Genomic DNA, 15871 nt, shown 5'->3' on the forward strand with positions numbered 1-15871 from the left:
CTCAGGTTTCCAGATGCTTGGTCACCGCGTCGGCGATCGCCTGGGCAATCTCGTCGATGCCGGCGGTGGCATCGATCACGACGCAGCGGCCCGGATCGGCTTCGGCGATGTCGAGGAAACCCGCGCGCACGCGTTCGTGGAAGTCCTTCGGCAGTGACTCGTAGCGCGTCTCCGTACCCCGCCGCGCCGCGGCGCGTTTCAGGCCGGTCTCGACCGGCAGGTCGAGGATCAGCGTGAGGTCGGGGCGGAAGTCTCCCACGGCGATATCGTAGAGCGTGCCCAGCATGGCGCGGTCGGCGCCATGGCCATAACCCTGATAGGCCATGGTGGAATCGGCGAAGCGGTCGGAGACGACCCAGGTGCCGCTCCCGATGGCGGGCAGCACCGTCGTGCGCAGATGCTCGCGGCGGGCCGCAAAATGCAGCAGCGCCTCGGTGACACCGTCCCAGCGCTCCGCAGGGCCTTCGACCAGGAGCTTGCGCACCATCTCGGCGCCGGGCGCACCGCCCGGCTCGCGCGTGGCGATGCATTTGTGCCCGCGCTTCTCGATCCAGTCCTTGAGGCGGGCGACCTGTGTCGACTTGCCGGCCCCTTCCCCGCCTTCCAGCGTGATGAACAGACCCTCGCCGTCGCCCGTGCCGGCGTCGGTCACGACATCCAGCCGAACAGATAGTGCTGCAGCATCGTCGACATGCGGCCGAACACGCCCATGCGCGGCACGTCGGCGCCGGCTTCGAGCGGATACTCCATCGTCCGGTTGTCGGGCAGCGTGACGACGGCGGTGCCGATCTTGGTGCCCTTGATGATCGGCGCGGCGATCGGGCCGTCGAAGCGCGCGACCACGCGCGGCGATGCGGCCTGGCCCGTCGGCATCGTGATCTGCACGGTCTTCGGCATGACCAGCGGCACCTTGTCCTGCGCGCCGAGCCACACCGGCGCCTCGACCACCATGTCGCCGGCGCGGAACACCGTCGTGTTGGTCGATTCGCGGTAGCCCCATTCCATCAGCCGCGCCGTCTCCTGCGCGCGCTCGGCCATCGAGGCGAGGCCGTTGACGACCAGGATCAGGCGGCGGCCGTCGCGCACCGCGGAGGTGGTCTGGCCGTAGCCGCCCTCTTCCGTGTGGCCGGTCTTGAGGCCGTCGGTGCCCGCCACGGTCTTGAGCAGACGGTTGCGGTTCTCCTGGCGGATGTTGTTGTAGGTCCAGTTCGTCTCCGCATAGTACTTATAATACTGCGGGTAATCGTCGATCGTGTGCCAGCCCAGCACCGCGAGATCGCGCGCCGTCGTGTACTGGCCCTCGGCCGGCCAGCCCGACGCATTCTTGAACACCGTCTTGGTCATGCCGATCTCGCGCGCACGCTTGTTCATGCGATCGGCGAAGGCCTCCTCGCTGCCCGCGAGTCCCTCGGCGATCACGACGCAGGCGTCGTTGCCCGACAGGATGATGATGCCCTTGATCAGGTCCTCGACCGTGGCCTCGCTGCCCAGTTCGAGGAACATGCGCGAGCCGCCCATGTTGCGGGCCTTCTCGCTGACGCGGAAACGCGTGTCGAGCTTGAGGCGTCCGGCCGCCAGCTCGTCGAAGATGATGAAGATGGTCATCATCTTGGACATCGATGACGGTGGCATCGTCGTCTCGGCATCCTTGAACAGGAGCACCGTCGAGGTCTGCGGATCGACCATGAAGGCGTGGCGGGCCAGCGTGCCGATGCCGACCTGCGAGGGCGGCAGGGATTCGATCTTGGGCGCCGCCGGCTCTTTCGGTGCCGGCTTGGCGGCCGTGGAGGCCGGGGCCCGCGGCTTGGCCGGCGGTTTCTGCTGCTGGTTGGCCGGTTTCTTCGGCGGGTCCTGCTGGGCGAAGGCCGCCACGGACAGGCCGGCGATGCCAACCATGGCAAGGAGCGCGATTGCGGTGCGATTGAGCTTATTCAGTGACCACACGGGCATCCCCATAGCCTGAACGCTTGAGCCGGTCGGCGACAATGCCGGCGGCATCGGGAGTGGTATAGGGCCCCAGCCGCACGCGATAAACATCGCGTCCGCCCGCCGAGGCCTGGGAAATCTCGGGGTTGCCGTAGCTGCGCACCGCGCCACGCTGTTTCTCGGCATTCTCCTGCGTGGAGAATGCGCCGACCTGCACGAAGAACCCGTTGAGCTGCGACGATGGCGTCGCCGTGGCCGTCGTCGCCGTGAGCGACGCGATGGTGGGCGGCATATCGCCCGACGCCGACCTGGGCGCGCCGAATGGCGTACCGTTGCCGCGCGGCGGGGGGGCATACGCGGCCTGTGCGGGAGGCGCCGGGGGTGGCGCGGCTGGCGGCGGCTCGTACGCCGCCTGCATGACCGGCGGCGGCGGGGCCGCGACAGGCGCCGCTGCTGGAGCTTGTACGGGAGCCGGCGTCGCACGCCTGCCGCTGGAAACCTGGGCCATCGCTTCGTGCTGTTCGGCCGGGCCGCCGCCGCTCAAAGCGACGTCCTTCACGGCGAGGCTTTCGGCCTGGAGCTGGTCGACGCGGACCCGTGCGGTGCCCTTGCCGACCATGTCGATCTCCTCTGCCGCCGTGCGCGACAGGTCAATGACACGGCTGCGGGCAAAGGGGCCGCGGTCGTTCACCCGGACGACCGTGCTGCGCCCGTTGTCGAGATTGGTCACCCGCACGACGGCGGGCATCTGCAGGGTGCGATGGGCGGCCGTCCGGTCGGATTGGTCGTAGCGCTCGCCGTTGGCGGTCGACTTGCCGTGGAAGCCCGGCCCATACCAGGAGGCCACGCCCGTCTCGGTCAAGGTGAACGTCTCCTGCGGGGTGTAGGTGACGCCGTCGATCTTGTAGGGCTGGCCGATCTTGTAGGTGCCGCGTTGGGCGACGCTGCCGCTGGCACCCCCGCCTTTGCTGGACGAACCGCAGGCCGCGAGGCTCGCCAGAAGCGCGACTGCTCCAGCCAACCGGAAGGCCCGATGGAGCTCAGGGGCGGCAGGAAATCGCTGTATTACCAACGTTAGCGGCATGATGTTCACATCATACATCATCTTGCGCCGCTAGAGGAGCGGCCTCATTGACGTTGGTTCAGGCCGCGATCCGATCCGACAGCAGACCGACTGCAAGGGCGAAGAAATCCGACTGGTTCCAGCGCAGGATCACCTTGAAGTTCTCGGTCGTCTGGTAGGCTGGGCCCCCTGCTCCCGACGGCCGCACGATGCGCCCGCCGCCCGCGGCCTGGGTGCCCGCCGACACTTCGTTGCCCCAGCGCATGCCCGGCTTCCAGCCGACCTTGCGCAGGTAGTTCACCACCGAGGCGAAGACGTCGACCTTGTTGGTCCAGATGTCCTTGCGCCCGTCGCCGTCGCCATCGGCGGCGTAGGCGATGAAGCTGGTCGGGATGAACTGGCACTGGCCCATCGCGCCGGCCCACGAGCCCTTCATCGCATGCAGGCCGATATGGCCCTGCGAGACGATCTTCAGGGCGGCGATGAGCTGCTCGCGGAAGAACTTGGCGCGGAAGTTGTTGTGGACCAGCGTGGCCAGCGCCTCGACCACCTCGAAGTCGCCGAGCCGTGTGCCGTAATTGCTCTCGATGCCCCACAGCGCGACGACCACCGACGGCGGCATGCCGGCCGGTCCGGCGAAGCGTTCGATCGTGGCGCGGTTCTCGGCCAGCAGCGCCTTGCCGCGAGCCACGCGCTCGCTGGAGACGACGCGCTCCTGGTAGGTTTCCCAGCTCATCTTGAATTCGGGCTGGTTACGCGCCTGCTCCATCACCTTCGGGACCTCGCGGATGTCCGCCAGCGCCGCGTCGAGCGTTGCGCGATCGACGCCGGCCCGCAGCGCCTCCTGCCGTATCCCGTCCAGCCACGCCGCGGGAAATCTTCCGCCGGATCCCTGAGCGAGGACCGGAAACGGTGCGAGGGCGGCGCCGGCACAGAGCAGTCTGCGAGTGATCATGAGCGTCCCTGGTTATTGGAGCCCTCTGACGGGCGCCAATACCATGTGCCGGTCAATCTTGCAGACACTATGGCGAGTCACTTGCGGCGATAAAGAATCATCCCGCCGTGATGCAGCGTGTCGATGTCGACGAAGACGCCGTCGGCCGTGAAGCCGGTATCGTCCCAGTATTCGATTCGGGTTCCGCTCACCTCGTATCGCCCGCGATAGGCACTCTCGCGCGTCCCGCGGGCCTCGTCATAGCGATTGTTCGGCAAGAGGTTGTGACGGATGTTTCCATCGGCGGTGACCCACATGCCGACATAGGGGTGAGTCGTCATTTCGGCATGGCCTCTCGTTGTGAGGATAAAGGGTGTGTTGATGGCGAGCGCCATGGTCAGGAGGCCTATGGCCTTCATTGTGGCCTCCTATCGTCCAGATGGGGCATTGCGGCGCTCGGCGAAGAGTTCGCTAAGGACCTGCGAGGCCGCGATGGCGCGCGAGATGCCGGCCGGCACGGTGATCATGTAGACGATCTCCTTCAGCTCCTCCTCGGACACGCCGATGTTGAGCGCATAGCCGGCATGGACCTTCATGAAGGGCAGCTGGCCCGTTGCGGCGAAGGCCGACACCGCCGCAAGCTGGCGCGTGCGGTTGTCGAGGCCCGGCCGCGACCAGACATCGCCCAGCGCGTAGGCCTCGGTCGCCTCGGCGAGGAAGGGAAACTCCTGGCGCATGCGTTCCAGCGCCGACTGCGGCTGGCCGCGATTGAGTTCCTTGATCACGGCGTCGCCGCGCTTCAGCCGGTCCTCGACCGTCTGGGCGAAGGCAGGTGCTGCTGTCAGGGCGACGAGCAAAGTGGCGAGAGTCGGATACAGGCTCATGGTCATCTCCTCACATGGTGGTCGCGATGGGACGAACGACGATCTCGTTCACGTCGACATCGTCGGGTTGCTCGATGGCGAAGCGGACGGCCCGGGCAATCGCGTCCGGCTTCAGCGCGATCGCGCGAAAGGTCCTCATGGCTTCGGCCGCGGCCGGATCGGTGATCGTGCTGGCCAACTCGCTCTCGACGACGCCGGGATGGATGCAGGTGACGCGGATCCTGTCGTTCTCCATCCGCAACCCGTCCGAAATCGCACGGACCGCATACTTGGTCGCGCAGTAGACGGCGGCGGTCGGGAAGACTTGCAGGGCGCCGATCGAGGCGATGTTGACGACGTGCCCCGAGCCGCGCGCGGTCATTTCCGGCAGCACGGCGGCGATGCCGTAGAGCACGCCCTTGATGTTCACGTCGACCATGCGCTCCCACTCCTCGACCTTCATCGCGGCCATGGCGGAGAGCGGCATCAGGCCGGCATTGTTGACGATGACGTCCACCCTCCCCCAAGCCGCACGCGCGGCATCGGCAAAGGCCTCAACGCTCTTCCAGTCGGTGACGTCGAGCGGGCAGACACGCGCCGTGCCGCCCGCCGCATTGAGTTCGGCGGCGAGCGCTTCCAGGCGGTCGACGCGACGTGCGCCCAGCATCAGCTTGGCGCCGGTACCGGCCAATTCGCGGGCGATGCCGGCGCCGATGCCGCTGGAGGCGCCGGTGACGAGAACGACTTTATCGAGAGACATGATCGGGTCCTTTCGGAAGCGAGCGGGTTTGCTTGCCCCGAACATGGACCTGAGTGATTGTCGCGATAAGACGACAATCACTTACTAATCTGGAAAGCTGAGCTAACCAATGGAGCCCGATCTCAATGCACTGTCCGTCTTCGCGCTGGTGGCCGAGGAGCGGAGTTTTCGCGCCGCCGCCGACCGGCTGGGCGTCACGCGGTCGGCGATCAGCCAGACGATCCAGCGCCTCGAGGCGAGCCTCGGGATCGCGCTGGTCCTGCGCACGACCCGGAGTGTCAGCCTGACGGAGGCCGGCGAGCGGTTGCATCTGGAGATCGCGCCGGCGGTCGCCGAGATGCGCGGCGCCCTGGAAAAGACCGCCGCCCTGCAGGGCCGGCCGCGCGGCCGCCTGCGGGTCGCTGTCTCCTCGATCGCCGAGCGCTTCCTGGCGGGGCAGTTCCTGGCGGGCTTCGCCGAGGCCAACCCCGAGGTCGACCTCGACGTCACCGTGACCGACGACGCGATCGACATCGTGGCCGAGGGTTACGATGCGGGCGTGCGCCTGGGCGAGGTGATCGAGCAGGACATGATCGCGATCCCGGTGGCCGGCGACGAGCGGCAACTGGCGGTCTGCGCCCCCTCCTACCGCCGGCGCTTCGGCGTGCCAAAGCACCCGGCCGAGCTTCCGTCGCACACCTGCATCGGCTGGCGCCCCTCGCCCAAGGCCGCGCCCTATCGCTGGGAATTCGCCGAGGGAGACAAGGAGTTCAGCGTCGCCGTCGCCCCTCGGTTCGCCACCAACGACATGGCGCTGATGATCAAGCTCGCCGTCGCCGGCGCCGGCATCACCTTCGGCATGGAGGAAAGCTTCCGCGGGCATTTCGCGCGCGGCGAACTGGAACCGATCCTCCAAGAGTATTGCCCGAGCTTCGCCGGCTTCTACCTCTATTATCCAAGCCGCCGGAATATCGCCCCGAAGCTGCGTGTCCTGATCGACTACCTGCAGCGGCAGAGGTGATTCCCGCCCCCTGACACAAGGCCATCGGCTCCCTATATTCGCAGGCTTCCGACAGGTGTGACCAGGAGCAGGAAATGCAGGCGTACAAGAAGACTCCCGAGGCCGTCGCAAACCTTTCCCCGGAGCAGTTCTACGTGACGCAGGAAAGCGGCACCGAGCGGCCCGGCACCGGTGCCCTGCTCTACAACAAGGAGCCCGGTATCTATGTCGACATCGTGTCAGGCGAGCCTCTGTTCGCCTCGGCCGACAAGTATGAATCGGGATGCGGCTGGCCGAGCTTCACCAAGCCGATCGAGCCCGCCAACGTCGCCGAGTTGCACGATAATTCGCATGGCATGAGGCGCATCGAGGTGCGGTCCAAGCATGGCGACAGCCATCTCGGGCACGTTTTTGCGGACGGTCCGCGCGATCGCGGCGGACTGCGTTACTGCATCAATTCGGCCTCGCTCCGCTTCGTCCATCGCAAGGACATGGAGGCGGCGGGCTACGGTGCCTATCTCGACCAGGTGGAGGATGTGAAATGAGCCAGGAACGCGCAGTTCTCGCCGGCGGCTGCTTCTGGGGCATGCAGGACCTGATCCGGCGCATGCCCGGCGTGGTGTCGACGCGGGTCGGTTACACCGGCGGCCACGTTTCGAATGCGACCTATCGCAACCATGACGGCCACGCTGAGGCGATCGAGATCGTCTTCGATCCGGCGAAGATGAGCTTCCGCACCTTGCTGGAGTTCTTCTTCCAGATCCACGATCCCTCGACGATGAACCGCCAGGGCAACGATCGCGGCACGTCCTATCGGTCGGCGATCTTCTACACCAGCGACGAGCAGCGCCGCGTCGCCGAGGACACGATCGCCGATGTCGATGCCTCCGGTCTGTGGCCCGGCAAGGTCGTGACCGAGGTCACGCCCGTCTCCGACTTCTGGGAAGCCGAGCCCGAGCACCAGGATTACCTGGAGCGCATTCCCAACGGCTACACCTGCCACTTCGTCCGGCCGGGCTGGAAGCTGCCGGTCCGCACCAAGGCCGGTCAGGCCGCCTGAGTCTTCACCTCTTGGGCGTCGCCCTGCCCTGCGGCAGCGGCGACATCGCCTCGAAGACGCCGTCGCGGCGGACCAGCGCATGGAATAGCGCCGCCGCGACATGAAGCAGGATCAGCGCGAAGAAGGCGAAGGCCAGCCAGCGATGCGCGGTCCACAGCAGCGTATGCAATGAGTCGCTCTGCGGCAGGATCGGCGGCAGCCGGACGTTGCCGAACAGGACGACCGGATAATCGGCCGCCGACAGCATCGCCCAGCCGATCAGCGGCATGGCGATCATCAGGCCGTAGAGCGCCCAATGCGAGAGGATCGCGCCCAGCCGCATCGACGGCGGCAGGTCGGCGGGCAGCGGCGGCGTCCCCAGAGCGAGGCGCAGGACGAGGCGCACCAGCACCAGCAGGAAGAGCGCGACGCCCAGTGTCTTGTGTGTGGCGACCAGCGGCACGTAGCTCGGCGCGATGGTCGAGAGCATGCCGACGCCGATGAACAGCATCGCCACGATACCGGCGGCCATCACCCAGTGCAGCAGGCGCTGCGCTCCGGAAAAGCGGGTATGGATCACCGTATTGGTCATAGTGCGGCTCATTGCTTGGTGCTCCCGGCGGCCGGCGTGCGGGGGTAATCCTTCGCCTCGGACGTGCGCAGATCGTAGGACCTGGCATAGGCGGAGGATCGTGCCGCAGGGTATGGATCGTCGGAGACGCTGATCCCGCGCGGCAGGATCGTGGGATCGAAGTTGATGTCGCGGCACGGACCGTCCGGCTCGGCGATGACCTTGTTCACAACTAGCGTGCCGACCTCGACCGTGCGCCTTTCCTTCGGCCAGGCCTTGGTGGGATCGGCGGTGTTGTCACCCGGCTCCGCGACGGTCACGACCATGGTCCAGCGTTGCGGCGCGCCGGCGACCCGCTGCGCGATCTCCTGCTCGAGATAGTTCGGCCCCTTCTTCGCAAGCTCGTCGGGCGTGATGGCCACCGGCGTTGCCGCCGGCCGCAACGACCACCGGACCGCGCGGGAATTGCCGGCCGCGTCGGTGAACAGGAAGGCGTTGAGGCCATTGAACGGATCCTCGGCGTAGCTCGAGGTCCAGGGCGCGCTTCCGGCCCAGCCGGCAAAGGCCAGGAACTCCGGATGGCGGCCGATGAACGCCTTCATCGCGTCCCCTCCCTTGGGCGCCGTCTGGAGCAGTTCGTAGAAGGCTTCCGGCGTCGACACGGCGAAGACCGGTGCGTCGATCATGGCGCTGCGCCAGACATCGCCGTCGGGCGTCGTGATCTGCAGGCCCATGCCGCGCACCCGCACCGTCGCGTCGGCCGCGTTCGGGCTGGGCGTCGCGAGATTGAAGCGGCCGAGCACCGGCCAGGTGCCGGGCTTGAAAGCCTGCGCGGTCGACAGCGATGCGCCGCTGCCGTTCGACTGGAACTCGCCGGTGAAGCAGACGCCCTTGGCGTGGTTACGCCGGTGGCCGAGCGCGGGTCCGCCGGGCGGCGCCAGGGCCGCGACGAGCCGCGTGGGCGTGAGACGCTCGGGCGACAGCCAGCCCGCGGTGTAGGCGAAGGCGGCCGCGCCGCCCGCCATGACCAACGCGATCACGGCCAGTGAAGCCAAGGGGTTGCGAGAGGATGAGGATAACATGGGTAAGCACCTGCCTAGTCGTCGGTGAGAGTATGCCTGCAACCCGGAGGGCGCGTCGCTCAAGAGCCCGTGAGGGTGTCAGGCGACGGCCTCGGCGCGCACGAGCCGCACCGGAATTCCCTTGTAGGACGGGGTGAAGCTCACCGGATCGTGAGCGTCGATCGCCACCAGCGGATTGGTCTCGGGATAGTAGGCGGCGCAGCTTCCCTCCGGGAAGGAATAGGCCACGAGCTGGTAGCCGCGCACGCGCCGCTCGATGCCGTCGTCGTTAACGGCCACGACATCGACGCGATCGCCGGGTGCGAAGCCGCGCTTCTCGATTTCGGCGGCGCTGAGGAAGACGACGTCGCGCTGGCCGTAGACGCCGCGATAGCGGTCGGACAGCGAATAGAGCGTCGTATTGTACTGGTCGTGGCTGCGCACGCTGGTGAGCCAGAGCACGTCGGCATCCTTCTGAGTCGGGTCCTCGACGAGCCCCTCATAGACCAGGAAGTTCGCCTTGCCCGACGCGGTCTTCCAGATCCGCTCGCGTGCCGTCGATACGAGGTGGAAGCCGCCGGGCACGCGGATGCGCTCGTTATAGTCCTGGAAGATCGGGAACACGTCTTCGATGGCATCGCGGATGCGATCGTAGTCGTCGACCAGGTCTTCCCAGGGCACGACCGAACGCGCCCCGAGCGTTGCCCGCGCCAAGCCGCCGACGATCGCGGGTTCGCTCTTCAGATGCTCCGAGGCGGGCTCGTTCAGTCCCAGCGAGGCGTGCACCATCGACATCGAATCCTCGACGCTGATGGATTGCGGGCCGGTCGCCTGCACGTCGAGTTCGGTGCGGCCGAGGCACGGCAGGATCAGCGCCTCGCGGCCGTGCACCAGATGGCTGCGGTTCAACTTGGTCGAGACATGCACCGTGAGATCGAGCCGTCGGAACGCCTCGTGCGTCACCTGCCAGTCGGGTATCGCGGCCACGATGTTGCCGCCCATGCCGAAGAAGACGCGCACCTCGCCGCGCGCCATCGCCTCGAGCGAGGTCACGACATTGTGTCCGTGCGCCGAAGGCGGCGTGAAGCCGAAGCGCTTGCCCAGGCGGGCGAGGAAGTCGGCGGCCGGCACCTCGGTGATGCCGACCGTGCGGTCGCCCTGCACATTTGAGTGGCCGCGCACCGGACAGAGGCCGGCCCCTTCCCGGCCCATGTTGCCCCGGAGCAGGCAGAGATTGGCGAACTGCTGCACCGCCTTCGCGCCGTGGCGATGCTGGGTGATGCCCATGCCGTAGACGACGATGGCGCGCTCGGCCTTCATATAGGCCCGCGCAGCCTCCTCGATCTCCGCGCGGGAAAGGCCGGACTGGCGCTCGATGAGAGACCAATCCGTCGCCTTCAGGTCGGCGATGAGCGCATCGATGCCGGCCGTGTGCTCGTGGATGAAATCCCAGTCGAGCACGGCGGCGGTGCCCGCGGCGCGGGCCTCCTCGTCGGCCGCCACCAGGATCTTCATCATGCCCTTGACCAGGGCGACATCGCCGCCGACGCGGACCTGGTAGAGGCGCGAGCTGATCGGCGTCGAGCCCAAGGTCACCATCTCGACCGGGTCCTGCGGCGCCTGGAAGCGTTCCAGCGCCCGCTCACGGAACGGATTGAACGACATGATGGTGGCGCCGCGCCGTGAGGCATCGCGCAGGCTGGTCATCATGCGCGGGCTGTTGGTGCCGGGGTTCTGGCCGAAGATGAAGATGCCGTCGGCCTTGTCGAAATCCTCGAGCAGGACCGTGCCCTTGCCGACGCCGAGCGACAGCGGCAGGCCGACGCTGGTCGCCTCGTGGCACATGTTCGAGCAGTCTGGAAAGTTGTTGGTGCCGAACTCGCGCACGAAGAGCTGGTAGAGGAAGGCCGCCTCGTTGGACGTGCGGCCGGACGTGTAGAATTCGGCCATGTTCGGATCGGGCAGAGCCGCCAGATGCTGGCCGATGGTCGCGAAGGCCTCGTCCCAGCTCACCGGCACGTAGTGGTCGGTCGTGGCGTCATACGCCATCGGGTGTGTGAGCCGGCCCGCCATCTCGAGATCGTAGTCGCCCCAGCCTTCCAGTTCGGAAACCGTGTGCTGGGCGAAGAACTCCGGCGTGCAGCGGTCGGCGGTCGATTCCCAGGCCACCGCCTTGCCGCCATTCTCGCAGAACTCGAACGAAGACGTGTGCTTGGGGTCGGGCCAGGCGCAGCCCGGGCAGTCGAAGCCCATCGGCTGGTTCATGCGCAGGAGCGTCTTCGTTCCCTTGATGGGGATGCGCTGCTCGACCAGGTGCTCGCCGAGCGCCCTCAACGCGCCCCACCCGCCGGCGGGCTGGCTGTAGGGCTGGATGCGCTTGCTGTCGACCATGTCCTGCTCCCGGTCCGATGTCGTGAAGCGATCATACGGAGAAAAGGTGACAGCTGCCTGCCTATACCAAGGTATGCCGGCACCAGACTTCCATCTGAATTGGCCGCGCCGCCCCGCTCTCTATCCTCTCAGCAGCCACGCAATGATGCATGGCCCGCGATAGGAGCCCGTCATGTCGCCCAGCAGCCCCGCCGCCTTGATCCCCCTACGCCGTCCCGCGGAACACGATCCGCTCCCGCCTGCGCCCGAAACCACGCCGCAGCAGGCTCCGCGCAAAGAATTCATCGGACGCCGCACGCTCCTCGGCGGCGTGGGCGCCTTGGCCCTGATCGTCGCGCTGGCGGCGAGCGGGCTCTATTTCGACTACAGCAGCCACTTCGCGACGACCGACGATGCCTTCATCGCGGCACGACAGTTCGCCGTGGCGCCGCAGGTGCCGGGTTACCTGACTTCTGTGCCGGTCACCGACAACCAGCACGTCGCGACGGGCGACGTGATCGCCCGCATCGACCAGCGCGACTACCAGGTGGCCCTCGCCCTGGCCGAGGCGGCAATCGCGTCGGCGCAGGCCGGCATCGCCAACGCCGATGCGCAGATCGAGGTCCAGAAGGCGCAGATCACCGCCAGCGAGACGCAGGTGAAGCTCAGCGAGGCGAAGCTGATCTATGCGCAGAAGCAGGCCGAGCGTTACGGCACGCTGACAAAGGACGGCTGGTCGAGCCAGCAGACCGGCGAGCTTGCGATCTCCGAACTCTACCAGCAGGAGGCCGCGGTCGCGAACGCCAAGGCCAATGTCACCGTCGCCCAGCGCCAGCTCGAATCGCTCAAGGCGCAACGCAACACCGCCATGGCCAGCCTGAAGCAGGCCGAGGCCAGGCGCGACCAGGCCCAGCTCAACCTCTCCTACACCACCGTCGTCGCGGCACAGCCCGGCCGCGTCGTGCAACTCGGCGCCGCGGTCGGCCAGTACGCGCAGACGGGCGCGGCCCTGTCGATGTTCGTGCCCGACCAGATCTGGGTCACGGCCAACTTCAAGGAGACGCAGCTCAACGCGATGCGGCCCGGACAACCCGTGACCTTCGAGATCGACGCCTATCCCGGCCGCGAGATCCACGGCCGCGTCGCCAGCGTGCAGCCGGGTTCCGGCACCGCCTTCTCGCTGCTACCGGCGGAGAATGCGACGGGCAACTACGTGAAGATCGTGCAGCGCGTGCCGGTGAAGATCGTGATCGACCAGCCGCCGACCGACGTGGCGCTGGGACCCGGCATGTCGGTGGTGCCAACGGTCCGGACCGACCCGGCGCCGTCCCTCTATGAGCGCCTGCGGAGCTGGCTGTGAGCGCCGCCGTCGCCGCCCGGGCGCCGAATCCCTGGCTGATCGCCGTAGTGGTCGCGATCGCGACCTTCATGGAGGTCCTCGACACCACGATCGCCAACGTGGCCCTGCCCTACATTGCGGGCGGCCTGGGCGTCAGCGAGGACGAGGCCTCCTGGGTGGTGACGACCTATCTGGTCTCCAATGCCATCAGCCTGACGGCCAGCGCCTTCCTCGTCCGCCGGCTCGGCCGGCGGCGCTTCTTCATCGCTTGCCTCGCCCTCTTCACGGTGAGTTCGGTCCTGTGCGCCTTCGCCTGGAACCTGCAGGCGCTGCTGTTTTTCCGCGTCCTGCAGGGCATCGCCGGCGGCGGCATGGTGCCAGTCTCGCAGTCGATCCTAGTGGATTCTTTCCCGCCCGCGAAGCGCGGACAGGCCTTCGCCCTGTTCGGCGTCGCCGTCGTGGTGGCGCCGGTCGTCGGCCCGACCCTGGGCGGTTGGCTGTCCGACAACGTCTCCTGGCACTGGTGCTTCCTGATCAACGGGCCGGTGGGCCTGCTGACGATCGTGTCGATCGCGCTCCTGCTGCACGAGACGCGGACGCAGGTCGAGGAGCGGCAACGGCTACGCCAGACCGACGGTGGCTTCGACCTCGTGGGCTTCGCCCTCGTCGCCACCTTCCTGGGAGCGCTCGAGGTCATGTGCGACCGTGGCCTGGAGGACGACTGGTTCGGCTCGGGCTTCATCGTCGCCGTCGCCGCCGTCTGCGCCCTGGCCTTCGTCCTGATGATCCCGTGGGAGATAACGCGGCGCAATCCGACCATCGATTTCCGCATGGTCGCGACGCGGCAGTTCGGCGCCTCCTTCCTCGTGATGCTGGCGACCGGCGCCATCCTGCTCGCAACCACGCAGTTCCTGCCCGAACTCGTGCAGCAGGATCTCGGTTACACCGCGACCTGGGCCGGCCTCGTCCTGTCCCCCGGTGGCGTCGTGACCATGGCGATGATGTTCATCACCGGGCGCCTGCTGACGAAAATCCAGCCCAAGTACCTGATCGTCGCCGGCGCCTCGTTCATCGCGCTCTCGATGTACAATCTGACGGCCATCTACACCGACGTCGGGTTCTGGTACCTCGCCCATTCGCGCATGCTGCTGGGCGTCGGCCTGCCGTTGATCTTCCTGTCGATCACCGCGGCCTCCTACGAAGGCATATCGCCGGACAAGGTCGACCAGGCTTCGGCGCTGATCAACGTGGCGCGCAACACCGGTGGCTCGCTGGGAGTCGCCCTGTCGGCCAACGTGCTGGCTCATCGCGAGCAGTTCCACCAGAGCCGGCTTGTCGAGCAGTCCGTGCCCTCCAGCGCCGCCTATCAAGAGACGGTGCGCCAGATGGTCGAGTACTTCACCAGCCATGGAAGTTCGGCGCTGCAGGCCCAGAAGCAGGCGATCGCCTGGATCGGCCAGCAGGTTGTGACGCAGGCCTCGTTCCTGGCCTTCGTCGACGTCTTCTGGACGCTGATGGCGATCTCGCTCTCCGCGGCGGCCCTCGCCCTCACCCTGCGCAAGGTCAAGCTGGGCGGCCAGGCGCCGGCAGCCCACTGAACGGTCGGTGAAGCAACCATGCGCAAATACTCGAAAGTCGATCTCATCCTTACCTGCGTCATCGTCTGCATCGCGGTGACGCTGACTGTCGTCGTGGCCTTCGCCGCGCCGGGAGAGCCCTGCGAGATGCATCATACCCATCAGTTCCCATCCACGAAGGAGACAAGCCAATGACCACCATTCAGGATCGCAGGACATCTGCCTTGCAAACGCCCAGCGCCTTCTCGGACAATGCCGTCAAGGATCTGGCGACGTCCCTCACGGCACTCCTGGCCGACTGCTTCGCGCTCTACATCAAGACGAAGAACTTCCACTGGCACATGTCGGGACCGCACTTCCGCGATTACCACCTGCTGCTCGACGAGCAGGCCGACCAGATCTTCGCGATGACCGATCCCGTCGCCGAACGGGCCCGCAAGATCGGCGGCACGACGCTGCGCTCGGTTGGCCAGATCGCCCGGCAGCAACGCCTGCTCGACAACGACGCCGACTTCGTGCCGCCGGGTACGATGCTGGCCGAGCTGCGTGACGACAATCGTCAGCTCATTACCATCCTGCGCGAGGTCCATGCGCTCTGCGACGAGCATGGCGATGTCGCGACGGCGAGCCTGGTCGAGGTCTGGATCGACGAGACGGAGCGCCGGACCTGGTTCCTGTTCGAGAGCGCCCGCGCCTGAGCCGACCCGGGTCCACTCGGCCGCTCGAGTCGGGTGGACCGGAACGACTCGATTATCGTCCCTCCACAAAGGAATCCAACGATGAGCCGTAAATCGAAATCGCAACGGACTCCGAGCCGCGCCCCCGTCGTGCATTCGAACGAAGCCCCCCTGTCGAACGAACAGAAGGAGGCCGACCGCCGGCTCGACGAGCAGCTTGCGGAGACTTTCCCGGCAAGCGACCCACCGTCGATCCTGCGGCGCGGCTAGAAGGCGACGGTCAGTTGGGCGCCGTCAGCTGCAGGGCGCGCTGGACGCACTCGATCATGCGGGTGGCGTCGAAGGGCTTGGCGAGGAAGCCCGCGGCGCCCTGCTCCTCGGCTTGCTGCCGGACATGATCGCGCGGAAAGGCGGTCATCAGGATGACAGGCAGCGGGCTGCCCGACTGGGCAACGCGTTGCTGCAACTCCAGCCCGCCCATGCCGGGCATCTGGATGTCGGTCACGAGACAGGAGACCGATTGCCGCTCGGGCGAGCCCAGGAACGCTTCCGCCGAAGCGAAGGCCCGCACCTCGAGGCCGACCGATCGCAACAGGTTGCCGAGCGCCTCCCGCACCGCTTCGTCGTCGTCGACGATCGCGACGCGAGGAGGAAAGTCGAGGCTCGAAGGATTTGCAGACGGTGACATTTGCCGCGCAATCTGCCGGAGGCA

18 protein-coding genes are annotated in these 15871 nt (G+C 67.0%); 7 read left to right on the forward strand and 11 right to left on the reverse strand.

Annotated elements, in window-relative coordinates:
• Position 1: 1 nt before the first annotated feature.
• The 7 genes from tmk to AC1ROX_RS08075 all read right to left on the reverse strand — a co-directional run bounded on the left by tmk (position 2) and on the right by AC1ROX_RS08075 (position 5546).
• Complete coding sequence (gene tmk, locus AC1ROX_RS08045) at positions 2–652, reverse strand: dTMP kinase (RefSeq protein WP_493124186.1); 651 nt, start codon at positions 650–652, stop codon at positions 2–4.
• Positions 649–1944 (reverse strand): D-alanyl-D-alanine carboxypeptidase family protein, encoded by a 1296-nt coding sequence (locus AC1ROX_RS08050; RefSeq protein WP_493124188.1) that lies wholly within the window; start codon positions 1942–1944, stop codon positions 649–651. The genes tmk and AC1ROX_RS08050 overlap by 4 nt, the downstream gene beginning before the upstream one ends.
• Complete coding sequence (locus AC1ROX_RS08055; protein WP_493124190.1) at positions 1928–2947, reverse strand: septal ring lytic transglycosylase RlpA family protein; 1020 nt, start codon at positions 2945–2947, stop codon at positions 1928–1930. Before AC1ROX_RS08055 ends, AC1ROX_RS08050 begins: the two co-directional genes overlap by 17 nt.
• Positions 2948–3068: 121 nt before the next feature.
• Entirely contained in the window at positions 3069–3944 is an 876-nt protein-coding gene (locus AC1ROX_RS08060; RefSeq protein WP_493124192.1) for a lytic murein transglycosylase, read from the reverse strand.
• A gap of 77 nt (positions 3945–4021) precedes the next feature.
• On the reverse strand, positions 4022–4318 hold the full coding sequence (locus AC1ROX_RS08065) for an Atu4866 domain-containing protein (RefSeq protein ID WP_493124521.1): 297 nt from the start codon (positions 4316–4318) through the stop codon (positions 4022–4024).
• A gap of 33 nt (positions 4319–4351) precedes the next feature.
• Complete coding sequence (locus tag AC1ROX_RS08070; protein ID WP_493124194.1) at positions 4352–4807, reverse strand: carboxymuconolactone decarboxylase family protein; 456 nt, start codon at positions 4805–4807, stop codon at positions 4352–4354.
• Between the two features lie 10 nt (positions 4808–4817).
• Positions 4818–5546: an SDR family oxidoreductase gene (locus AC1ROX_RS08075; RefSeq protein ID WP_493124196.1), complete on the reverse strand. Its 729-nt coding sequence runs from the start codon at positions 5544–5546 to the stop codon at positions 4818–4820.
• Positions 5547–5655: 109 nt separating this feature from the next.
• On the opposite strand from AC1ROX_RS08075, the gene AC1ROX_RS08080 reads away from it, so the two are divergent.
• The 3 genes from AC1ROX_RS08080 (at position 5656) to msrA (ending at position 7585) form a co-directional block, all read left to right on the forward strand.
• Positions 5656–6546: a LysR family transcriptional regulator gene (locus tag AC1ROX_RS08080; protein WP_493124198.1), complete on the forward strand. Its 891-nt coding sequence runs from the start codon at positions 5656–5658 to the stop codon at positions 6544–6546.
• Between the two features lie 74 nt (positions 6547–6620).
• Positions 6621–7070, forward strand: a complete 450-nt coding sequence (msrB, locus tag AC1ROX_RS08085; RefSeq protein ID WP_493124200.1) for a peptide-methionine (R)-S-oxide reductase MsrB — start codon at positions 6621–6623, stop codon at positions 7068–7070.
• Complete coding sequence (gene msrA / locus AC1ROX_RS08090) at positions 7067–7585, forward strand: peptide-methionine (S)-S-oxide reductase MsrA (protein ID WP_493124202.1); 519 nt, start codon at positions 7067–7069, stop codon at positions 7583–7585. The genes msrB and msrA overlap by 4 nt, the downstream gene beginning before the upstream one ends.
• Positions 7586–7589: 4 nt before the next feature.
• On the opposite strand, the gene AC1ROX_RS08095 is transcribed toward msrA, so the two are convergent.
• The 3 genes from AC1ROX_RS08095 to AC1ROX_RS08105 form a co-directional block, all read right to left on the reverse strand.
• Positions 7590–8168, reverse strand: a complete 579-nt coding sequence (locus AC1ROX_RS08095) for a cytochrome b (protein ID WP_493124204.1) — start codon at positions 8166–8168, stop codon at positions 7590–7592.
• On the reverse strand, positions 8165–9217 hold the full coding sequence (locus AC1ROX_RS08100; RefSeq protein WP_493124205.1) for a catalase family peroxidase: 1053 nt from the start codon (positions 9215–9217) through the stop codon (positions 8165–8167). The genes AC1ROX_RS08095 and AC1ROX_RS08100 overlap by 4 nt, the downstream gene beginning before the upstream one ends.
• Before the next feature lie 78 nt (positions 9218–9295).
• Positions 9296–11587 carry an FdhF/YdeP family oxidoreductase gene (locus AC1ROX_RS08105; RefSeq protein WP_493124207.1) on the reverse strand — a complete coding sequence of 764 codons (2292 nt, stop codon included), beginning with the start codon at positions 11585–11587 and terminating at the stop codon, positions 9296–9298.
• A gap of 172 nt (positions 11588–11759) precedes the next feature.
• On the opposite strand from AC1ROX_RS08105, the gene AC1ROX_RS08110 reads away from it, so the two are divergent.
• From AC1ROX_RS08110 to AC1ROX_RS08125, 4 genes are all read left to right on the forward strand, one after another.
• On the forward strand, positions 11760–12926 hold the full coding sequence (locus AC1ROX_RS08110; protein WP_493124208.1) for an HlyD family secretion protein: 1167 nt from the start codon (positions 11760–11762) through the stop codon (positions 12924–12926).
• Positions 12917–14503, forward strand: a complete 1587-nt coding sequence (locus AC1ROX_RS08115; RefSeq protein WP_493124523.1) for a DHA2 family efflux MFS transporter permease subunit — start codon at positions 12917–12919, stop codon at positions 14501–14503. The genes AC1ROX_RS08110 and AC1ROX_RS08115 overlap by 10 nt, the downstream gene beginning before the upstream one ends.
• A gap of 170 nt (positions 14504–14673) precedes the next feature.
• Positions 14674–15180, forward strand: coding sequence for a Dps family protein (locus tag AC1ROX_RS08120; protein WP_493124209.1), 507 nt, complete (start codon positions 14674–14676; stop codon positions 15178–15180).
• A gap of 81 nt (positions 15181–15261) precedes the next feature.
• A complete protein-coding gene (locus tag AC1ROX_RS08125; protein WP_493124210.1) occupies positions 15262–15429 on the forward strand; it encodes a hypothetical protein in 168 nt (55 codons plus the stop codon).
• A gap of 10 nt (positions 15430–15439) precedes the next feature.
• Here AC1ROX_RS08125 and AC1ROX_RS08130 read toward each other — a convergent pair whose 3' ends face one another.
• Positions 15440–15847 carry a response regulator transcription factor gene (locus tag AC1ROX_RS08130; RefSeq protein ID WP_493124211.1) on the reverse strand — a complete coding sequence of 136 codons (408 nt, stop codon included), beginning with the start codon at positions 15845–15847 and terminating at the stop codon, positions 15440–15442.
• Positions 15848–15871 lie beyond the last annotated feature (24 nt).

The organism is Reyranella sp. GW821-FHT14A01, assembly GCF_058803965.1.

Coding starts and splice junctions, on each gene's coding strand:
- AC1ROX_RS08070 (WP_493124194.1), bottom strand. CDS start 4,807: ATGAGCCTGTATCCGACTCTCGCCACTTTGCTCGTCGCCCTGACAGCA.
- msrB (WP_493124200.1), top strand. CDS start 6,621: ATGCAGGCGTACAAGAAGACTCCCGAGGCCGTCGCAAACCTTTCCCCG.
- AC1ROX_RS08110 (WP_493124208.1), top strand. CDS start 11,760: ATGTCGCCCAGCAGCCCCGCCGCCTTGATCCCCCTACGCCGTCCCGCG.
- AC1ROX_RS08100 (WP_493124205.1), bottom strand. CDS start 9,217: ATGTTATCCTCATCCTCTCGCAACCCCTTGGCTTCACTGGCCGTGATC.
- AC1ROX_RS08120 (WP_493124209.1), top strand. CDS start 14,674: ATGACCACCATTCAGGATCGCAGGACATCTGCCTTGCAAACGCCCAGC.
- AC1ROX_RS08060 (WP_493124192.1), bottom strand. CDS start 3,944: ATGATCACTCGCAGACTGCTCTGTGCCGGCGCCGCCCTCGCACCGTTT.
- AC1ROX_RS08105 (WP_493124207.1), bottom strand. CDS start 11,587: ATGGTCGACAGCAAGCGCATCCAGCCCTACAGCCAGCCCGCCGGCGGG.
- AC1ROX_RS08080 (WP_493124198.1), top strand. CDS start 5,656: ATGGAGCCCGATCTCAATGCACTGTCCGTCTTCGCGCTGGTGGCCGAG.
- AC1ROX_RS08125 (WP_493124210.1), top strand. CDS start 15,262: ATGAGCCGTAAATCGAAATCGCAACGGACTCCGAGCCGCGCCCCCGTC.
- AC1ROX_RS08130 (WP_493124211.1), bottom strand. CDS start 15,847: ATGTCACCGTCTGCAAATCCTTCGAGCCTCGACTTTCCTCCTCGCGTC.
- msrA (WP_493124202.1), top strand. CDS start 7,067: ATGAGCCAGGAACGCGCAGTTCTCGCCGGCGGCTGCTTCTGGGGCATG.
- AC1ROX_RS08075 (WP_493124196.1), bottom strand. CDS start 5,546: ATGTCTCTCGATAAAGTCGTTCTCGTCACCGGCGCCTCCAGCGGCATC.
- AC1ROX_RS08095 (WP_493124204.1), bottom strand. CDS start 8,168: ATGAGCCGCACTATGACCAATACGGTGATCCATACCCGCTTTTCCGGA.
- AC1ROX_RS08065 (WP_493124521.1), bottom strand. CDS start 4,318: ATGGCGCTCGCCATCAACACACCCTTTATCCTCACAACGAGAGGCCAT.